The organism is Candidatus Pelagibacter sp. HIMB1493, from assembly GCF_052047995.1.
Lineage (GTDB): Bacteria > Pseudomonadota > Alphaproteobacteria > Pelagibacterales > Pelagibacteraceae > Pelagibacter.
On the sequence record NZ_JBNAIP010000001.1, the window covers coordinates 460,606 to 480,789 of the forward strand.

The following is a 20,184-nucleotide window of genomic DNA, read 5'->3' on the forward strand; positions in this document are numbered from 1 at the left end:
TTATTTTAAAAAATTATCGGCGTAAGATTTTTTTACTGTTTTTCTTTTTCTAGGTTCAATTAATTCAAATTCTATTTTCTTTTTTTTTGCATAATTAATTGCATGCTCTTTTGATGAAAATTCTAATTTTAATTCTGAATAAGTATCTGATGAACTTTCCCAACCCATTAATGGGTTCTTTGTTGGATCTTTAGTTTTAAATTCTAATATCCATTTTTCACTTTTCGCTAAACCTGATTGCATTGGGTTTTTGTTTGGAATGTAAATAATTGCTTTTTTCATAAAGATGGTCGGAGTGGCAGGATTCGAACCTGCGACCCTCTGGTCCCAAACCAGATGCGCTACCAGGCTGCGCTACACTCCGATCGAAGTACTAATACAGTAGTTATTGATAATTTCAATGCATAAAGAAGCCTAAATTAAAAGAATTTTGAGTAAAATCTGTTATATAACGAGACATGATAATTACTTGTCCTTGCGAAAAGAAACAGTTCAAAATTGATAGTTCGTTAATTCCCAATGAAGGACGTGAGCTACAATGTGGATCATGTGAAAGAATTTGGTTTTATAAACCGCAAAATGAGAGTGAAGCTTCATTAACATTAAACAATAATATCTCTATAAATAAAATAGAACAAAATAATGAGGTAAAAGAAAAAAATTTAGAAATTAGCAAAACATCCCAAGAAGAAAAAATAATAGAATTTGAAATAGAAAAAGAAAATTTAAAGACTGTTAAAAAATCTGAGGGGAAAAAAACTAAATTATTTTCTTATTTGTTAGTTTCAATTATATCTTTTATTGCTTTAATAATCTTGGTTGATACACTTAAAACTCCACTAATTAATGTATTTCCTGGACTAGAAGCAACATTATTCAACCTTTTTGAAACATTGCAAGATATAAAACTATTTATTATAGACCTGATTTAATATTTTATGATTAATTATATATCAAAACCTTTCAGATGGTTCTTTAAATTAGAAGCTGCAAGTGGACTTGTTTTGTTGTTTGCTGCAATAATTGCATTATTTATAAGTAATTCTGGACTGGCAGATTTATATTTTACTACATTAAATAAATATTTATTTATAGGTATTAACAATTTTGGTTTAAAATTATCTGTACTACATTGGATAAATGATGCCTTGATGGCAATATTTTTTTTCTTTGTAACCTTAGAAATTAAAAGAGAATTTCTACAAGGTGAACTTTCTAATATTAAACAAGCGTTATTACCAATTATAGCTGCAGTAGGAGGAATGTTGGTTCCTGCATTATTCTATGTTTTTGTTAATTTAGGTAATAGTGAAACTTTAAACGGATGGGCAATTCCATCAGCTACAGATATAGCTTTTTCTCTAGGGGTTTTGTCATTACTTGGGAAAAGAGTCCCTCTATCACTAAAAGTGTTTTTAACAGCTTTAGCTATTATCGATGATTTAGGAGCAATAGTAATAATTGCTTTATTCTACTCTGGAGATTTAAGCATTAAGTATTTAACATTAATGCTCTTAGCTTTTATTGTTTTGTTGTTAATAAATAAATTTAATATAAAAAAATTCTTACCTTATTTGCTAGTAGGACTTTTTCTTTGGGATTTTACTCACAACTCAGGTATCCACGCTACAATTTCTGGTGTTTTATTGGCTATCACAATCCCTCATAGAAAAAAAGACAAAGATTTTTCTTTATTAATAAAAATAGAACATGCAATTAGTCCTTATGTTGCTTTTGGAATAATGCCCTTATTCGCATTTGCGAATGCAGGTGTTTCTCTTGAAGGTTTATCTTTTGCTTCTTTGTTAGATAAGGTTCCACTAGGTATTGTGCTTGGTCTATTCCTAGGTAAACAACTTGGTGTATTTATATTCTCTTATATATCAATAAAATTAAAAGTAGCCCAAATGCCAAACGATACAAGTTGGTACAACTTTTATGGAGTTGGAGTTCTTACAGGTATTGGTTTCACGATGAGTTTGTTTGTAGGAAATTTAGCTTTCGTTGAAAACATGCAATATATGGATGGCGTAAAAATAGGCGTTTTGACTGGTTCTTTATTATCCACTTTATTTGGTTATTTTTTAATATTACTTACTCCAAATAAACCTAAAAAATGAGAAAAGTAATATTTGTACTTTCTATAGTTATGTTTTTTTTTAAAACCTCAGCAACAGCAAACTATGAAAAAAAGTTTTATGATTTCACAATTGAAAGCATAACAGGTGAAACAATAAATCTAAAAAATTACAAAGATAAAGTTATTCTGGTAGTCAATACAGCTAGTTTTTGTGGTTTTACCAAGCAATATGATGAATTACAGGAATTATGGGATTTATATAAAAATAAAGGTTTAGTTGTTCTTGGAGTTCCTTCAAACTCCTTTAATCAAGAAAAAAAAAATAATGCTGATGTAAAAGAATTCTGTGAAGTAAATTTCAATATTAATTTTCCACTAACAACAATCACAGAAGTTAAAGGAGAAAATGCTCATGAACTTTTCAAATGGGCAAAAGATAATCATGGTAAATCTGCTGTTCCAAAATGGAATTTTCATAAAATTTTAATTAATAAAGAAGGAAAAGTTGAAGATACATTTGCATCTTTTACTAAACCAATGTCAAAAAAATTGATTAAATCAATTGAAAATATTTTATAGTTCTAAAGTTAAACCATCATGAGCAGGTAAAACATTCTTAGGTAATAACTTTTTAAGTACTTTATAATCTAACACAGGTGATAAATTTGTTAGAATAGCTTTTTTAGGTTTAAATATTTTGATTATATTAAGTGAATTTTCCAAATTGAAATGTGATGGATGAAAATTGTACCACAAACAATCAATTATTAAATATTTCAAGTTTTTAAAATATTTAAAATCTTTTTCAAAAATTTTACTTACATCACTGATATAAGCTAATTTTTTATCAATAATAAAACAATTTGAATTTACTTTGCCATGCTCGACTTTAATAGATTGAATATTAATTTTTTTATTCTTATTTTTTGTATAAATATTTTTTGGTAAATTATTTAAATTTAATGTTGCTGGATATTCTTTTGAGTAACTTTTGAAAATATATGAAAATGAATTTTTAAGATATTTTGAAGTTTTATTATCTGCATAAACATTAATTTGTTTTCTGCTATTTATATAAAAAGATCTTAAATCATTAATTCCATGAGTTTGATCCCCATGGATATGTGAAAAAAGAACTTTATTAATTTTTTTTATTTTATGTCTTAAAAGTTGTTGTCTTAAATCAGGAGAAGTATCTATTAGTATAGTTTCATCAGTAGTTTTCAATAAAGCTGAGCATCTTGTTCTGTAATTTTTTTTATTTTTTGGGTCACAATTTCCAAAAAAACCATCTGGTCTTGGTACACCCATTGAACTACCACAGCCTAAAATAATAAATTTCATATTTTTAATTAAAAAAAAGTTTATTAAAATTATTAGTAGTTAGCTCTATCAATTCTTTTTTAGAAATATTTTTTATTTCTGCTAATTTTGCAGCTGTAAAATCGATAAATGATGGTTCATTTTTTTTTCCTCTATTTGGTACTGGTGCTAAAAAAGGACTATCGGTTTCAATTAAAATATTTTCAATTGGAATTGATTTAAATGTTTCTTGTAAATCAACTGAATTTTTAAAAGTAATTATTCCACTAGCAGAAAAGTAAGAATTTAAAGATAATAATTTTTCTGAAAATTCTTTTGAACCAGTAAAACAATGCATTAAAATTTTAATATTCTCATCTTTATATTGATTTAGAATTTCAAATGTTTCATCTTCAGCATTTCTTGAATGAACAATTAGAGGAACATTAGTTTTTATTGATGCTTGAATATGTTCTTTAAAACTTGCAATCTGTTTATTTTTTTCACTATTATTATAATAAAAATCTAATCCAGTTTCACCAATGCCTATAATTTTTTTATTATTTTTCAAGTTGTCAATAATTTGATTGGCAGTAATTGTGTTGGTAGAACTTTCATGTGGATGAATACCAATTGTACCATAAATCATCTCATCTCTATTAACTAGTTCCTTAACTCTAGAGAAACTTTCAAAGGAGGTTGATATTGTTAATAGTTTTTTAATACCCACATCTTTTGATCTTTGTAAAACATTTGATAAGTCACTAAACAAAGGTTCATGATCTAAGTGACAATGAGAATCAATCATTATTTTTTTCTATTTTTTTAAACAGTATATCAATTTTATTAATATTATTTCCTTTGTTTAAATACTCATTATCTGAAATGGAATTTAATTTTATTTGATCTTCATTGATGTCAAAAATTTTTAGTGCTTTTAGTGAAGACTCTGGAATAATTGGATATAATAAAAAACTAATTTTTCTAACTATTTCCAATGTAGTATAGACAATTGTATTTAATCTAATTTGATCATCTTTCTTTTTCCATGGTTCTTGATCATTAAAATATTTGTTGGCTTCAAAAAGAGAATTAACAATATAGTCTATATAAAAGTTAATATTTTGATGATCGATTTTAGATCTAATATTATCTAAATTTTTTTTATACTTGTCTAAAATAAATAAATCTTCATCAAGAAATTTAATTTCGGAAGGTATTTTTCCATCACAATTTTTGATCGCAAAAGCAGTAACTCTTTGGCATAAATTTCCATAATTATTTGCTAAATCACTGTTTATACAATCTTCTAATCTATCTTGAGAAATATTGCCATCATTTCCAAATGAAACTTCCTTAATTAGATAATACCTTAATGGATCTAAACCATATTCTTCAATAATTTCCAAAGGATCCAAAATATTCCCTTTAGATTTGGACATTTTTTCTTCTCCAGATAAAATCCAACCATGACCATAAACTCTTTTTGGTACTTCAATCTTGGCAGCTAATAAAAAAGCTGGCCAATAAACAGCATGAAATCTAAGTATATCTTTGCCAATTAAATGTATTGATGCAGGCCAAAATTTTTTGAATAATTCATCATCTTTATTTGGGTAATTTAGTGCGCTTAAATAATTTGTAAGTGCATCTAACCAAACATAAATTACATGATTTTTATTACTTGGAACCGGTATGCCCCATGAAAAACTTTTCCTACTAACTGATAAATCTTTTAGACCACTTTTTACAAAACTAATAACTTCATTTCGTCTAGACTCTGGATAAATAAAATCAGGATTATCTTCATAATATTTTAAAAGAGGTTTTTCCCATTTTGAAAGTCTAAAAAAATACGACTCTTCTTCAATCCATTCGACAGGAGATTTTGATGATATAGCTATTTTTTTACCATCTATTTCCTCTATCTCATCTTCACTATAAAAAGCTTCATCCGATACTGAATACCAACCAGAATAATTTGATAAATAAATATCATCATTCTTTTCAAGTTCAGACCAAAGATATTGTACTGTTTTTTTATGCCTCTCTTCGGTTGTTCTAATAAAATCAGTGTTGCATAAATTTAGAGTATCTGAAAGATCTCGAAAAGTTTTGCTTATTTCATCACAAAATTTTTGAGGAGTCTCTCCTGCTCGTTCAGCAGATCTTTGAATTTTTAAACCATGCTCATCTGTTCCAGTTAAAAAATGTACTTTGTAATCATCAATGATTTTAAATCTTGCAAAAAAATCAGCAGCTATACTTGAGTAGGCGTGTCCCATATGAGGTTTAGCTGATGGATAATAAATAGGTGTAGTAATATAAAAATTTTTATCCATTTAAAACTTTATCTTCAAATTCCATAAATAATGTCTCTTCATCTAAATTATAAATTTTAGTATCATTAATTTTTTTTAAAAAATAATGATAAAGGTGAAATAATTTAATATTTTTCGTAGATATATTGTTTCTAAAATAAACTTCAATAAAAGAATATATTAATTGAACAATTGGTTTGTTTTTTTTGTAAGTCTTACTTGATATTAGACTTTGCAAAAAAGTGTCTAAATTATAATCCTTAAGATCTAAATCAAAATTTTCTGCAAGTTTTAATAATTCATATAATTTGCCTGGTGTTGTAAAGTAATTTACTAAATCTTGATTTATAAAATTATAAACATCATCGTTTATTAATTTATTAACAATTTCAATAGATTGAGCATTCGTTAAAAAAATTTTGAAATTTAAACATCTAGATTTAAGAGTCGGTAAAATTCTTTTATTATTATTAATTAAGATAAAATTAATATTTTCATTAGGTTCTTCTAAGACTTTTAGTAATGCATTAATAGAATTCAAATTTAATAATTCTATATTGTCTATTAAAACAAATCTTTTTTTATTATTAAATGAAGATTTATTTAGATTAACAATTAATTCTCTTATTTGATTTATATCAATATTTTTTTTATCTTCAGCTACATCTATAAGATAAAAATTTGGATTAGATTTATTTTGCATAAGTTTGAATGATCTATTTTCTAAATTAATCTTATTATTTTTAACATCATAAGAATGCTTTTCGTCTTCTGATAAGACAAAGTTTATTAGATGATAACCTAATGTTGCTTTACCTATACCTTTTTCACCAGATAAAAGTATTTTATTTGGCAATTTATTATTTAAATATAATTTGGATAAATGTTTGAAAATCTCTTGATGTTTGTACAAATTCTGTTGTGTAGATGAATTTAGATTCATTTAATTAACTTTTTAACTTGATTGATAATTAATTTTTCATTTATCTTAATATCTGAATTTGAATCAATTATCTTATATTTTTTCTTATTTAGTTTTGATAATTTAAGAAATCCATTTTGAACTTTGTTATAGAAACTGATATTAAATTGATCATATCTATTCAAAGATTTTCTCATTTTTAATCTTAAGAAAAGATTTTTTTTATTTACAACATTAAGAAATGTAAAACTAACCTTAATATTTTTTAATAAATGTTTATTAATTATATTTATAATTTTAATATCAACACCCATGCCATAATGCTGATAAGCAATTGTTGAGTCTATAAATCTATCAATTAAGATAACTCTCTTTTTATAATATTTTTTAATAAGACTAATATTTTCACTTCTGGCAGCTAGATATAAAAGTAAATCAGTTTTTACATTAAAATTAGATTTCTTATTTAAAATTAATTTTCTAATTTTTTCAGAATTTAAACTTCCTCCAGGTTCTCTGATTTTTAAATATTTAATTTTATTTTTGTCTAAAAACCTTGAAACAATTTTAATATGATGACTTTTGCCACTGCCTTCTATACCTTCAAAAACAATTATTGGCTTCTTAGACATCGCCCCAAATTAAGTAGTTTAATGATTTAAGCAATCTAGAAAAGAAATTTACTTTTTTAATTTCTTTTAAAGCAAGCAAATCATACTCACCTACTAATTCTTGGTCATAAACTACTTTTAATGTTGCAACTTTTTGATCTTTATTTATTGGTGCTTCTACAGGACCATCATAATTTACAGAAACCTTTAATAATTTTTTTTTAGCTTTTTTAATAGTTTTGTAAATGTCTTCATTTGTATAAACATCAACTGTATCTTCTTTTCCCAACCATACTTCTATTTTTTGAAAAGGTTTATTAGCTTCAGTAATTTTGACTAAATCAAAATTTGTAAGCCCATAAGTTAACATTTTAGTACTTTCTTTTGATCTGGCATTTTTTGAATTAAAACCACTACCAACAGCAATTAATCTTCTTCCATTTCTCTCTATAGATGAGGCTAATGAATATTTCTCTACAGCCAAATAACCAGTTTTGATACCATCTGCTCCAAGATTTTTATACAACAAAGGATTTCTATTACCTTGTGTTATTGGATCTCCTCCTGTTCTATCCCAAGTAAATTCTTTTTCTGCAAACATTTTATAAAATTCTGGATGTTCTTTAATTAGGTATCTAGACATGATCATTATGTCTCTAACTGTTGAATTGTTATCAGGATGATTAATTCCAGATGAATTAGAAAAATTTGTATTTTCCATTCCTAATTCTTTAGCTTTTGCTGTCATTAAGATTGAAAACTCTTCTTCAGTACCCGCTATGCCTTCTGCTAATGCAATACAAGCATCATTACCAGATGCTATAATTATACCTTTTAGTAAATTTTCAACTGAAACCTCATCACCTACCATAATAAACATTGAGGAATAACCTGATGTAGATAAACGCCAAGCTTTTTCTGAAATAATAAATTTTTCATCCATACTTAAATCTCCTGACTTAATTAGGTCAAAGGCAATGATGGCGGTCATGATTTTCGTCATGGATGCGGGATATATTGATAAGTCCGCTTCTTTCTCAAAAAGAATTTCACCAGAATGATAATCTTGAATTATTGCAGTTTTTGCTTTCACATCAAAATTAGCAAATGATTTAGATGCAAATAAAATGAATATTAAAATAATTAAATTTAATTTTTTAAACATCTTTAATAATTTTTAGGTTTTCAAAATTTAGTTTTTCTATTTCTTCAAATGACTCTTGAATTTTTTTTATATCATTAAATGGACCTAATAATACCCTATATTTTGTTTGAGATAATTTTTTTATAATAGGATTTGTTATCTTTGTTTCGTCTTTAATTCTTTGGATCATATTTTCAGCTGAATCTTTGTAATAAAAATCTGCAATTTTTATTGAATATAGAAAATTACTTTGAGTGGTCTTAGGCAATTCCTTTTTCTCTACAGTTCCTAAATTATCTATGGTTATTCCATCCACAGGAGCTTTTTGAGCTACTTTTTTTTCTTCATCAAACGTTTTAGCTTTTTTGGCTACAAAAGTTGATTCATTAGAAATTAGAGATAATTCAACATAAGGTTCATTTTCATCAAGCAACAATTCATCAACAATTCTTTTGGTGATTACTGAATTATAAAAATTTGAAAAAATTGCTTTATTAGATATCACTTGTGCAATAACAGTTTTTGTATTTTCAGGGTTAGTAATTTTCACAAAAGAATTTTTTCTAATTTGGGTATGAAAAATAAACAAACCTCTGTTATCGAGTTTTTTTGAAATACTTTTTTCATTAAAGAGATTTTCGTTGTAAATTAAAGCAAAGCCTTGGTTAGTATACTCTCTATCAAAAATATATTTGGAACTATCTTCTTCATTTTCATCTGAGGATTTTAAAGATGTTTCTGCTGTCGATGTATCTGGTTCTGTTTTAATAGTTTTTTTTTGAGTTGTTTCTAATTGTTTGCATCCAATAAAAATAATAAACAACAATAATTGCAATATTATTTTAAAGTTCATCTTTGAATTTATCCTTCAATGTGCAGACGGCTAAAGCAAATCTTAAAGATCTATTCCATTGTAAAATTATTTCATAATTATTAAATACCACATAAGCTGGATTTAATGTTTCCGCATCAGGAATTATATCTTTATCTGGTGTTATTATTGCAACTTCTAATTCATCATAATTATTTGAAATAATTGAATTGTTCTGAATGTATTGTCTAAAAAACTTTAATTGTTTCTTATCATGTAATTTTTTTGCAGAAATATTTAAATATTTTTTTGGAATATCATTATTTAAATCAATTCTATAAAAACATGGTTCATTAGATTTCCAACCTATTTTCTTTAAATAATTACTCGCTGAAGCATACGCATCAGGGTTACTTTTTAAATTTATTGAACCATTGCCATCATAATCTGTTGCATAATTTTTCATAGTAGAAGGCATAAATTGGAAGTAACCAAAAGCACCCGCCCAAGATCCATATAATGTTTTATAATCAATTTGATTTTTCTCAATTAAATTTAAAAGTATTAAAAGTTCTTTGGTAAAAAATTCTGATCTTCTTTTGTCAAAACTTAATGTAGCTAGTGAAGAAAGAATGTCCATTTTACCAACATAGGTTCCAAAATTTGTTTCTATACCCATTAATGATAAGAGAAGTTCTTTTTCTATGTTAAATTCATTTTCAACAGAGGTAATTAAATTTAAATTATCTATATAAAGTTTTTTTCCTTTTTTTACTTTTTGGTCAGAGGTTCTTTTTGATATGTAAGTTTTTGTATCTTCATAAAACTCTGGTTGATATCTATCATATTTAATTACATCTGGTAAAAACTTAGTATTAGACATAACTAGATCAAATGTTTCTTCAGAAATATTATTTTCTAGAGCAATTTTTTTGAAATTATTTTTCCATTTTTTGAATTCTATATTGATATCAGCTAATGTGTTTGAATGAAAAAAAAGAGATAAAATAAGTATAAGTTTAATTAGTTTCATATAAATCTCTCAAATATATTATTACAGCAATCCAGATTAAAATGAAACTTACTAGTTTATTAAATGAGAAAACTTCATCGTAATAAAAAAAACCTAGTAAAAATTGAAGAGTTGGTGTGATATAGAAAATCATCCCAGTCGGACCTAATCCACATAATTCAACTCCTCTTACATATAAAAATAAAGGTATTACCGTCATTGGACCTGCCAACAATATTATTAACATCATTGGAGTGTTGGATAACGAGAAATCATTGTAACCATTAACTGCAATTAGATAGAATGCGCCAATTGCAATTGGCAATATAAATAAACTTTCTATTAAAAGTCCAATATCAGTATCAACATTAACCTTTTTTCTTACTAAATTATAAAAGCCCCAACTTAGTGCTACAAGTATACCGACCCATGGAAGCGATTTTAAACTTACAAAAATTAAATATAAAATTGATAAAATAACTAAAGTAATTGAAAAGATTCTTTTATTATTTAATTTTTCCTTAAAAAAAATATAACCAAGAAGAACACTTAATATTGGCATTATAAAATAACCAAAACTCGCATCTATTATTCTGTTGGTAGCGATTGCGTAAATCCATACACCCCAATTCATAAAAATCAAAAAGCCTGACATAAAAAGATAAACAAGATTTTGTTTACTTTTAATTATCTTAAAAAAAATATCCCACTTTGAAAAAAAGAAAGTTGTTAAAATTAAAGTAAAAGTTGTCCATAAACATCTGTGGACTACTAGCTCAATATAACCAATAAAAGTAATATATTTAAAATATAAAACTCCAAAAAAACCCCACCAAAAAGATCCAAATCCAGCAAGTAAAAGACCTTTATTAAATTCTTTGTTCATGTAGCTTTGATATTAGTCGTTAATGAGTTTTTTTCGACTATTTTATGGTTGAATTAAATAATTATAATTATAAAACCTTGCTCACGGAGAGATGGCTGAGCGGTTGAAAGCACCGGTCTTGAAAACCGGCAAAGGGGCAACTCTTTCCTGGGTTCGAATCCCAGTCTCTCCGCCATCATCTTAGTATTTAAAATTTTTAAACAACAAGCTAATATTGTTTTTTTCTATTTCTAACTCAGTATCAAAACCATTATAGAAATTATATAAATTTGTGTCATCAATATTAAGAAATTTATCTAAATCTATCAAATCCTCTTTTTGCAAATCATTAATGTATTTTTTTACAAATTTACCTAAGAGCTTATCCATTTCCTTGGTACCACGATAATTGGAACGATAAATAATTTTTTTTTTTAATTCATCTATATTGAGGCTCATTATTAGAATATAATTAATTTATTATGGATAATAAAACTAATTTTGAATATTTATTATCTGATCTAACAGCTTTAAATGGTGTTGGTATAAAAACAACAAATTTACTCAAGAAAAAGAATATAAATAATATTTTTGATTTACTTTGGAAACTTCCAAAGGCTTATACCGATAGAAGTTTATCAACAAAAGTAAAAGATTTAAAGATCGGTGAAAATCAAACTGTTACCGTTGTAGCAAATAAATATTTGTTTCCAAGAATTAGAAAATTACCAAATAGAGTCAAATGTTCAGATGAAACAGGTGAGTTAGATTGTGTCTTTTTTAATAGTTATGAGGGATATATCAAAAAAATACTACCTTTAGGAAAAGAAATAACGGTAAGTGGCAAAATTGGCTACTTTAAAAATAAATATCAAATAACTAATCCTAAGTATGTCTCTGAGAATTCAAGTTTAATTAAACAAGTTCATAATAAATATTCGTTAACTGAGGGAATATCTGAGAAAATTTATAATAAAATCATAAAACAAATAATAGATAAATTACCCAACTTAAAAGAATGGCACTCAAGTAAAATTTTAAATAAATTCAATAATATCAATTGGAATGATGCAATTAAAGAATTACACAAGCATGAGAATATAGGAAAATACAAAGATCATTTTTATCAAAGACTTGCCTTTGATGAAATATTTGCAACATTTTTAGTTAATTCAGAAATAAGAAAAAAAATTAAGAAAGTTAAAAAAAAAAATAAAATTATTAATTTAAATAAACAAAAACAACTCATTAATAAATTAGAATTTACATTAACTGACGATCAAATTAAATCGATTAACGAAATTAATGAAGATTTATCATCCTCAACTAAAATGTTTAGATTATTGCAAGGAGATGTTGGAAGTGGAAAAACAATTGTCTCATTATTAGCTGCATTTAATACTATCAATTCTGGTTTCCAAGTAGCTGTTATGGCCCCTACCGAAATACTAGCAAGACAACATTATAATTTAGCAAAAAAAATTTTTCCATCAAATATATCAACAGAGTTACTTTCTGGTAAGTCTAGCTACAAAGAAAAAAAATTAATCCTCAATGAATTGATAAATAATAAGATTAACATAATTTTTGGTACTCATGCTATTTTTCAAAAAACAGTTAAATTTAAAAAATTAGGATTAATTATTATTGATGAACAACATAAGTTTGGTGTTAATCAAAGAAAAAGATTATCTGACAAAGGAGGTAATGATTGTGATGTATTATTGATGACTGCCACACCTATTCCACGAACTTTAACAATGACAATTTATGGTGATATGGATTTATCAATTATTAGAGAAAAACCTAAAAACCGTAAAATGATAAAAACTTACAGTAAATTAGAAAGTAAAATTGATGATGTAATTAAATTTATAAAAAAAGAAATTAATTCAGGAAATCAAATATTTTGGGTCTGTCCATTAATTGAGGAGTCTAAAAAATTAGATCATACTTCTGCAATTCAAAAATTTGAATACTTAAAAAAATTATTCCCTAAACAAGTCTCTATTCTTCATGGAAAAACAGATATAAATGAAAAAGATGAAATTTTAAAAAGATTTTTAAATAAAGAGTTTAAAATATTAGTATCTACGACTATTATCGAGGTTGGAATAGATTTTCCAAATGCCAATGTAATTGTAATTGAAAATGCAAATAAGTTTGGCCTATCTCAGCTCCACCAATTAAGAGGTAGAGTTGGTCGTGGAGAGAAAGAAGCAACTTGTATTCTGATGTTTAAGTCAAATTTGAGTGAAAATGCTAAAAAAAGAATAAACATATTAAAAGAGACCAATGATGGATTTGTTATTTCTGAGGAAGATATGAAGATCAGGGGTTTTGGTGATATATTGGGTTTTAAACAAAGTGGTGTTAAAAATTTCAAGTTAGCAGACCCAATACAGAATAGTGACTTATTTGAATTAGCTGAAAAAGAAATAAAAAGAATTGAACTTGAAAATGAAAATCTAAGTAAGTTTAAACCATTAATTAAATTGTACGATAGAGCAGATATAATTAACGATATCGCTTAATTTTTTTCTATTGTTGTTGTTCCAGCTGATACTATAAATTTAGAAGCTTCTTCAAAGGTCATGTTTAAAAATATAACTTCGTCTTTTGGGAACATTAGCAAAAAACCACTTGTTGGATTTGGAGTTGTTGGAACAAATACGTTTATTAATTTTTGATTTGTTTTTTCAGCAATTTCTCCAGAATTTTCTTTAGTAGCAAAACCTACAGCCCATACACCTTTTCTTGGATATTCAACAAGAACAACACTCTTACTTTTACTGCCACTTTCTTTAAATGATTGTGACATTTGTTTAATTGCAGACCAAAAAGTGCCTAGCAGTGGTATTTTTTTGAATAAACTGTCTATTAACTGAAGAAATTTTTTCCCTAAATAAGATAAAGATATAAATCCAATGATTGTTATGAAAATAATTGAAATAATTATCTCTAGGCCAGGTATATTAAATGGCAAATAATAATTTGGATTTATTTGAGACGGTAAAATTTTTGAAGACGTATTTATTAAAAATTTACTTAAATAAATAGTTAGTCCTATTGGTATTAAAACGACAACACCTGTAAAAAAATAATTCCGAATTTTTAAAGATAATATATAAAACCATAGACCTATAATTTCTCTTTTTTTTATAGGTTTCTTTTTGGTTTCTTTCATTTATTAACTATAACTAGAATATGTAACAAAAATTATTGCAATGATAAATAATACAACTAAAATTTTATTATTAAGATTCATAATAATAGATTATTACCAATTTTAGAATGAAATGAATAGAAGAAAATTTTTAACATATGTTGGATGTGGTTGTGGAAGTTTACTTCTACCTTCGTGCACAAGTGCTCCAATTACTGACAGAAAACAATTAAAATTAATACCTGAAGCTAAATTAAATGCTCAAGCTGCTCAAATTTATGAGAAAGTTAAAGAAAAAGAGAAAATGAGTGACGACACAAAAACTTTAAATGAAATAAAAGAAATTGGAAAAAAAATGGAAGATTCAATTAGTGAATATTTCTATAGATCTAATTTAAATGATCCAACTGCTAACTTTGATTGGGAATATATATTAATTGATAATAAAAAAGTTAGAAATGCTTGGTGTATGCCTGGAGGGAAAATTGCAGTTTATACAGGTATACTTGATGTAACAAAAAATACTAATGGACTGGCTGCAGTAATGGGACATGAAGTTGCTCATGCTGTTGCCAAACATTCTGTTGAAAGAGCAAGTAGAGGAGTTTTACTTAACACAGGTACCAGAATTATTGATATTGCAAGTGGAGGTATATTATCAGATATCAACAGAACAACTGGAATGGATACAGTTGGCCTACTATCTCAAATTGGATTAATGAATCCATTTAACAGAAAACAAGAAAGCGAAGCTGATTATCTTGGTATGATTTTTTCATCTTTATCAGGATATGATATTAGAGAGACAGTTAAAATTTGGGAAAGAATGAAAGAATTTAATAAAGGCAAAGAGCCTCCACAATTTATGAGTACCCACCCTTCATCTGACACTAGAATTAAACAGTTAAATGATTGGATGAATGAGGTAATTCTTGATTATCCACCAATTGAAATAAGTTAAATTCAAAAAGTGGTGAGCCGTGATGGACTCGAACCATCGACCCATTCCTTAAAAGGGAATTGCTCTACCAACTGAGCTAACGGCCCACAAAGATTCATTTTTATGAAAATGAATATGGTTTGTATACAGATAAATTTTAATATTTCAATTCGTTCAATGTAATTTTTATAAAAAGAATTCGTTATAAATGAGGGGTTTTCATTACAAAGTTGTACACATAATAGCACAGTTAATAAAACTACAACTTATCAATGTATTTATCGTGAAATTCATCGAAGGTATTATTCATAATATTTTTTCTGATTTCGGACATTAATTCTTGATAAAAATTTATATTATGAAGCGTTAATAGCATGGATGCTAATATTTCATTGGTATTAAACAAATGATTTAAATAGTTTTTTGAATATTTATTTAAATTTAAATTTTCACAATTCGGATCTAACGGTGTGTTGTCATGTTGGTATTTGTTATTTTTAATATTTACCCGTCCATTCCAAGTAAAAGCAAGACCTGTTCTACCCGATCTAGTTGGAAGAACGCAATCAAACATATCTATACCCCTTTTTACTGCACCTAAAATATCCGATGGTGTACCAACACCCATTAAATAATGAGGTTTTTCATCTGGTAAATGTTCTTTAATACCATCTAAAGTAGTAAACATTTCATCTTGAGTTTCACCTACAGCTAATCCTCCAACCGCATACCCATCAAACTCGATCTTTGTAAGTCCTTTAAGGGATTTTAATCTTAAATCTTTAAATAATCCTCCTTGAATAATTCCAAATAAAGCTTTGTGAGGGTTGTTTCCAAATGCCTTTTTAGATCTCTCAGCCCAATACAAAGATAGGTCCATAGATTTTTTTATTAAATTATAATCTTCAGTTTTTTTTGGACACTCATCCATTATCATTACAATATCTGAGTTTAAACCTAATTGAATCCTAATACTTTCTTCAGGACTTAAATAAAATTTTTTTCCATCAACGTGTGAATTAAATATGGCCCCTTTTTCGCGATCTATTTTGTTTAACTTTGATAGAGACATTACTTGAAAACCACCTGAGTCTGTAAGTATTGGTAAATCACAATTCATGAACTCATGTAGACCACCTACTGACTCAACTCTTTCCACTCCAGGACGGATCATTAAATGATATGTGTTAGATAGTATTATTTCTGATCCAGTTTTCTTTATATCGTCGATTGTACAAGCTTTAACTGTTGCTTGTGTACCAACAGGCATAAATGCTGGTGTATTAACCACACCTCTATGAGTTTCAATAACACCACGTCTAGCAAATTTGTCTTTGTTTAAAACTTTAAAGGCAAAATTTTTTAATGCCATTTAATATTTTACAAAGATTTAAAGCTTATAATTTTATCAGGATCTGTTACAGCACCATTATTATTTTGGTCACCTCTTTTAATTTTATCTACAAACTCCATTCCTTCAACAACTTTACCAAAAACAGTATACTGTCTGTCTAAAAAAGGAGCTGGTTGAAAGCAAATAAAAAACTGGCTATTTGCACTATTTGGATCTTGAGCTCTAGCCATAGATAATGTGCCTCTGTCATGAGGTAAACTATTAAACTCTTGTTCTAAATCGGGCATATCAGATCCACCCATACCTGCTCTTCTTAAATCAAATTCTTTAGACTCTGAATTTCCAAATTTAACATCTCCTGTTTGAGCCATGAAGCCATCTATTACTCTATGAAATACAACATTGTCATATTTTCCACTGTTAGCTAATTCTTTAATTCTTTTAACATGGTTTGGCGCAACGTCTTCAAATAATTCAATTTTTACATCACCATCTTTTAGTTTTAAAATCATTATATTCTCCTCAGCTATTAATTGATTTGCACTAATAAAAAATAAAATAAATATGTATGATAAAATTCTATTCATATTTTTCTTTTAAAGATTTTATTGTGCTTTTGGTAGTAAATTTTTTAATATTTCCATTTAATTTTACAATTTCTTTAACAAATCTAGATGAAATAATTTGATTTTCTACATCTGACATTAAAAAAATTGTTTCAATGTATTGATTCAACTTTCTATTCATTCCAGCAAGTTGAAATTCATATTCGAAATCAGATACAGCTCTTAAGCCACGCAATATGATGTTTGATTTATATTTTTTACACAGATCAGTGGTTAGCGAACCAAAAGAAACAACGATAATTTTTTTTTTATTTAATTTTAAATCCTTGAATAAAGCTTTATTTACAATTTCTATTCTTTCTTCAGAAGAGAATAAATAATTTTTATTACTTACATCCGAAACACCAACTACTATTTTATCAAAAAGCTTTAGTGCTTTTTTAATAACATCTATATGACCATAAGTAATTGGATCAAAAGTTCCCGGATAAATAGCAATTTTACGCATTAAATTAAATTATCATCAATTTTAATTGCAGAAACAACTTTTTCATCACCAGATAATTTTATTATTCTTACACCCTGGGTATTTCTACTAGCAGTTCTTATTTCTTTAACCGCCACTCTAATAACCCTTCCTTTATTCGTAGATATTAAAATTTCATCACCTTCAAATACAGGAAAAGATGATGTTATATTTCCATTTCTTGGTGAATTTATAATTCCAATAATACCCTTTCCTCCTCTGTTAGTAACTCTGTAGTCTATATGAGAAGTCTTTTTACCATAGCCATTTTCACTTATTGCTAAAACAAATTTTTCTTTTGCTTTTAATTCTGATTTTTCATCTTTTGATTTTTTTCCATTTTTACTCAATTTATCATTATCAATTACTGATAATGAAACAATTTGATCTCCAGAAGCAAGTTCTATACCTTTTATTCCTTTAGAAGACCTTCCCTTAAATACTCTTAATTTTCTAGCTTCAAAACGGATGCATTTTCCAAATTTAGTACTTAGAATTATGTCTTGATCATCTTTACAAATTTTAACTCCAACAATTTTATCGTTGTTGTCAAGTTTCATTGCAATTTTTCCTGAAGCATTAATGGAAGAGAAATCTTCTAAACTATTTTTTCTAACTTTACCTTGTGCTGTTGCAAAAATAATTTGATAATTTTTTGAATCTGTATCTTCATCAGGCATTGGCATAATTGAACTAATGGATTGATGACTCTTTAATGGAAGTATATTGAATAAAGATTTACCTTTTGAAGCCGATGATCCCTCAGGTATTTTCCAAGCTTTAATTTTATAAACAAGTCCTTCTGTTGAAAAAAATAAAACTGATGTATGCGTATTTACTGAAAGGGTTTGTATTACAGAGTCTTGATCTCTGGTAGTAATTCCAGATTTACCTTTTCCACCCCTTTTTTGTTGCTTCACATTATTTAATGATCCTCTTTTAATATACCCTTGTAAAGTTACTGTAATAATTACAGATTGTTTTTGGATTGTTTCCTCGATGTCGTAATTTAATACCGCATCAATAATTTTAGTTCTTCTTGGAATTGCAAATTTTTCTTTAATATTTTTTAATTCTTCACTTATTACTCTCAAAAGCTCTTTTTTAGACGATATAATTTTTTTATATTTTGCAATTAATTCAGCTAATTTTTTAATCTCAACTTCAATTTCATTGATACCCAGAGCTGTTAACTTCTGTAATCTTAATTCTAAGATAGCTAAAACTTGTGGTTCGGATAAAGAATAAATATTTTTACCTTTTTTTCCCTCTACTAAAGAAATTAGCTTTTGTGATTTGTTTATTTTCCATTTAGTTTTAAGAATAGCATTTTTTGCATCCTCAGGTGTTTTGGAAGATCTAATGATTTTTATAATTTTATCTAAGTTTTCTACTGCAACAGATAGACCTATTAAGATATGAGCTCTTTCCTCTGCTTTTTGAAGATCAAATTTTGTTTTTTTGATTACTACATCTTCTCTAAATGATAAAAAATTAGAAAGAAATTCTTTTAATGTACATGTTTTTGGTTTCCCTTCGACTATTGCTAAAGTGTTAAAACCAAAAGAGCTCTCTATTTGAGTATTTTTGTAAAGTTGTCTTTTAATTGTTTCTGGCTCAACACCGTTTCTTAAATCAATAGCAACTCTTATACCTTCTCTATTTGACTCATCCCTTATGTCTTTAATACCTTCAATTTTCTTTTCTCTAACTAATTGTGCAATTCTTTCATTTAGTACGGCTTTGTTTACTTGGTATGGAATTGAAGTAATTACCAATCTATCTCTACCATTCTTTAAACTTTCAACTGATACTTCACCCCTAATTTTAAACGAACCTCTTCCATTGTTGTAACCTTGCTTAATTATATCTTTACCGATTATTACTCCTCCAGTTGGAAAATCTGGTCCTGGAATATGTTTCATTAGTTCTTTTATTTTAATATCTTTGTTTTCTATTAAGGCTAAAGTTCCATCAATTATCTCACCAAGATTATGAGGTGGAATACTAGTTGCCATACCAACAGCTATACCTCCAGCACCATTAACTAATAAATTTGGAAATTGCGCAGGTAATACGCTAGGTTCTTTCTCTGTTTCATCATAATTACTTTTAAAACTAATCGTATTTTTTTCGATATCATCAATTAAAAATTGTGAAACTTTTGACAATCTTGTTTCGGTATACCTCATAGCAGCAGCAGGATCACCATCAATGGATCCAAAATTACCTTGCCCTTGAACTAAAGGTAAACTCATTGAAAAATCTTGCACCATTCTAACTAAAGCATCGTAAACAGATTGGTCACCATGAGGGTGATATTTACCAATTACATCTCCGACTATTCTTGCTGATTTTCTAAATTGTTTAGACCAATCGTAACCACCTTTGTACATTGCATAAAGAATTCTTCTGTGAACTGGTTTTAATCCATCTCTTACATCGGGTAATGCACGACTTACAATTACACTCATTGCATAAGACAAGTAAGACGAGCTCATCTCGTCATGCATAGAGATTAGATTAATATTCTTATCTTTCGGTTCTTCAGTTTTTTGCATAGA

The 20,184-nt window shown here is 26.9% G+C and carries 21 protein-coding genes and 3 tRNA genes; 6 read left to right on the forward strand and 18 right to left on the reverse strand.

The features are described from left to right. Positions 1 to 282 carry an ETC complex I subunit gene (locus ACTTBK_RS02450; RefSeq protein ID WP_440618412.1) on the reverse strand — a complete coding sequence of 94 codons (282 nt, stop codon included), beginning with the start codon at positions 280 to 282 and terminating at the stop codon, positions 1 to 3. A gap of 5 nt (positions 283 to 287) precedes the next feature. After that, a tRNA-Pro gene (locus tag ACTTBK_RS02455) sits at positions 288 to 364 on the reverse strand. Positions 365 to 458: 94 nt separating this feature from the next. Here ACTTBK_RS02455 and ACTTBK_RS02460 point away from each other — a divergent pair. The 3 genes from ACTTBK_RS02460 to ACTTBK_RS02470 are packed head-to-tail and all read left to right on the forward strand — an operon-like array spanning position 459 to position 2,659. Further along, on the forward strand, positions 459 to 932 hold the full coding sequence (locus tag ACTTBK_RS02460) for a zinc-ribbon domain-containing protein (RefSeq protein ID WP_440618413.1): 474 nt from the start codon (positions 459 to 461) through the stop codon (positions 930 to 932). A 6-nt stretch (positions 933 to 938) separates the two neighbouring features. Beyond that, positions 939 to 2,120, forward strand: a complete 1,182-nt coding sequence (gene nhaA, locus ACTTBK_RS02465) for a Na+/H+ antiporter NhaA (protein WP_440618414.1) — start codon at positions 939 to 941, stop codon at positions 2,118 to 2,120. Next, a complete protein-coding gene (locus tag ACTTBK_RS02470; protein WP_440618415.1) occupies positions 2,117 to 2,659 on the forward strand; it encodes a glutathione peroxidase in 543 nt (180 codons plus the stop codon). The genes nhaA and ACTTBK_RS02470 overlap by 4 nt, the downstream gene beginning before the upstream one ends. Here the strand turns inward: ACTTBK_RS02470 and ACTTBK_RS02475 are convergent. Genes ACTTBK_RS02475 through rarD form a run of 9 tightly spaced genes read right to left on the reverse strand, consistent with a single transcriptional unit; the run spans position 2,654 to position 11,089 of the window. Then, on the reverse strand, positions 2,654 to 3,424 hold the full coding sequence (locus ACTTBK_RS02475; RefSeq protein WP_440618416.1) for an MBL fold metallo-hydrolase: 771 nt from the start codon (positions 3,422 to 3,424) through the stop codon (positions 2,654 to 2,656). The two genes, ACTTBK_RS02470 and ACTTBK_RS02475, sit on opposite strands and share 6 nt — an antisense overlap. 4 nt (positions 3,425 to 3,428) lie before the next feature. Next, positions 3,429 to 4,190, reverse strand: coding sequence for a TatD family hydrolase (locus ACTTBK_RS02480; protein ID WP_440618417.1), 762 nt, complete (start codon positions 4,188 to 4,190; stop codon positions 3,429 to 3,431). Continuing rightward, on the reverse strand, positions 4,183 to 5,724 hold the full coding sequence (gene metG / locus ACTTBK_RS02485) for a methionine--tRNA ligase (protein WP_440618418.1): 1,542 nt from the start codon (positions 5,722 to 5,724) through the stop codon (positions 4,183 to 4,185). The genes ACTTBK_RS02480 and metG overlap by 8 nt, the downstream gene beginning before the upstream one ends. After that, a complete protein-coding gene (locus ACTTBK_RS02490; protein ID WP_440618419.1) occupies positions 5,717 to 6,646 on the reverse strand; it encodes an AAA family ATPase in 930 nt (309 codons plus the stop codon). The genes metG and ACTTBK_RS02490 overlap by 8 nt, the downstream gene beginning before the upstream one ends. Next, complete coding sequence (gene tmk / locus ACTTBK_RS02495; protein WP_440618420.1) at positions 6,643 to 7,257, reverse strand: dTMP kinase; 615 nt, start codon at positions 7,255 to 7,257, stop codon at positions 6,643 to 6,645. Before tmk ends, ACTTBK_RS02490 begins: the two co-directional genes overlap by 4 nt. Beyond that, positions 7,250 to 8,401: a D-alanyl-D-alanine carboxypeptidase family protein gene (locus ACTTBK_RS02500; protein WP_440618421.1), complete on the reverse strand. Its 1,152-nt coding sequence runs from the start codon at positions 8,399 to 8,401 to the stop codon at positions 7,250 to 7,252. Before ACTTBK_RS02500 ends, tmk begins: the two co-directional genes overlap by 8 nt. After that, entirely contained in the window at positions 8,394 to 9,233 is an 840-nt protein-coding gene (locus ACTTBK_RS02505; RefSeq protein WP_440618422.1) for an SPOR domain-containing protein, read from the reverse strand. Before ACTTBK_RS02505 ends, ACTTBK_RS02500 begins: the two co-directional genes overlap by 8 nt. Next, positions 9,223 to 10,224: a lytic murein transglycosylase gene (locus tag ACTTBK_RS02510; protein ID WP_440618423.1), complete on the reverse strand. Its 1,002-nt coding sequence runs from the start codon at positions 10,222 to 10,224 to the stop codon at positions 9,223 to 9,225. Before ACTTBK_RS02510 ends, ACTTBK_RS02505 begins: the two co-directional genes overlap by 11 nt. Further along, the gene (gene rarD, locus ACTTBK_RS02515) at positions 10,211 to 11,089 is read right to left on the reverse strand and encodes an EamA family transporter RarD (RefSeq protein ID WP_440618424.1); all 879 of its coding nucleotides are present in this window, start codon (positions 11,087 to 11,089) and stop codon (positions 10,211 to 10,213) included. The genes ACTTBK_RS02510 and rarD overlap by 14 nt, the downstream gene beginning before the upstream one ends. Before the next feature lie 85 nt (positions 11,090 to 11,174). Between rarD and ACTTBK_RS02520 the strand changes: the two genes are divergently transcribed. Continuing rightward, positions 11,175 to 11,264 (forward strand) — tRNA-Ser (locus tag ACTTBK_RS02520). A gap of 5 nt (positions 11,265 to 11,269) precedes the next feature. Here the strand turns inward: ACTTBK_RS02520 and ACTTBK_RS02525 are convergent. Beyond that, entirely contained in the window at positions 11,270 to 11,527 is a 258-nt protein-coding gene (locus ACTTBK_RS02525) for a succinate dehydrogenase assembly factor 2 (RefSeq protein ID WP_440618425.1), read from the reverse strand. A 23-nt stretch (positions 11,528 to 11,550) separates the two neighbouring features. Between ACTTBK_RS02525 and recG the strand changes: the two genes are divergently transcribed. Next, positions 11,551 to 13,602 (forward strand): ATP-dependent DNA helicase RecG, encoded by a 2,052-nt coding sequence (gene recG / locus ACTTBK_RS02530; protein ID WP_440618426.1) that lies wholly within the window; start codon positions 11,551 to 11,553, stop codon positions 13,600 to 13,602. Here the strand turns inward: recG and ACTTBK_RS02535 are convergent. Then, complete coding sequence (locus ACTTBK_RS02535) at positions 13,599 to 14,255, reverse strand: DUF502 domain-containing protein (RefSeq protein ID WP_440618427.1); 657 nt, start codon at positions 14,253 to 14,255, stop codon at positions 13,599 to 13,601. The genes recG and ACTTBK_RS02535 overlap by 4 nt on opposite strands. A 112-nt stretch (positions 14,256 to 14,367) precedes the next feature. On the opposite strand from ACTTBK_RS02535, the gene ACTTBK_RS02540 reads away from it, so the two are divergent. Further along, entirely contained in the window at positions 14,368 to 15,195 is an 828-nt protein-coding gene (locus ACTTBK_RS02540; RefSeq protein WP_440618428.1) for a M48 family metallopeptidase, read from the forward strand. A gap of 10 nt (positions 15,196 to 15,205) precedes the next feature. On the opposite strand, the gene ACTTBK_RS02545 is transcribed toward ACTTBK_RS02540, so the two are convergent. From ACTTBK_RS02545 to gyrA, 5 genes are all read right to left on the reverse strand, one after another. Further along, a tRNA-Lys gene (locus ACTTBK_RS02545) sits at positions 15,206 to 15,281 on the reverse strand. Between the two features lie 152 nt (positions 15,282 to 15,433). Further along, positions 15,434 to 16,546, reverse strand: coding sequence for a tRNA guanosine(34) transglycosylase Tgt (gene tgt / locus ACTTBK_RS02550; RefSeq protein ID WP_440618429.1), 1,113 nt, complete (start codon positions 16,544 to 16,546; stop codon positions 15,434 to 15,436). A gap of 8 nt (positions 16,547 to 16,554) precedes the next feature. Further along, on the reverse strand, positions 16,555 to 17,115 hold the full coding sequence (locus ACTTBK_RS02555) for a peptidylprolyl isomerase (RefSeq protein WP_262589211.1): 561 nt from the start codon (positions 17,113 to 17,115) through the stop codon (positions 16,555 to 16,557). Continuing rightward, complete coding sequence (gene coaD, locus ACTTBK_RS02560) at positions 17,108 to 17,602, reverse strand: pantetheine-phosphate adenylyltransferase (RefSeq protein WP_440618430.1); 495 nt, start codon at positions 17,600 to 17,602, stop codon at positions 17,108 to 17,110. Before coaD ends, ACTTBK_RS02555 begins: the two co-directional genes overlap by 8 nt. Further along, the gene (gene gyrA, locus ACTTBK_RS02565) at positions 17,602 to 20,181 is read right to left on the reverse strand and encodes a DNA gyrase subunit A (RefSeq protein ID WP_440618431.1); all 2,580 of its coding nucleotides are present in this window, start codon (positions 20,179 to 20,181) and stop codon (positions 17,602 to 17,604) included. The genes coaD and gyrA overlap by 1 nt, the downstream gene beginning before the upstream one ends. Positions 20,182 to 20,184: the final 3 nt, after the last annotated feature.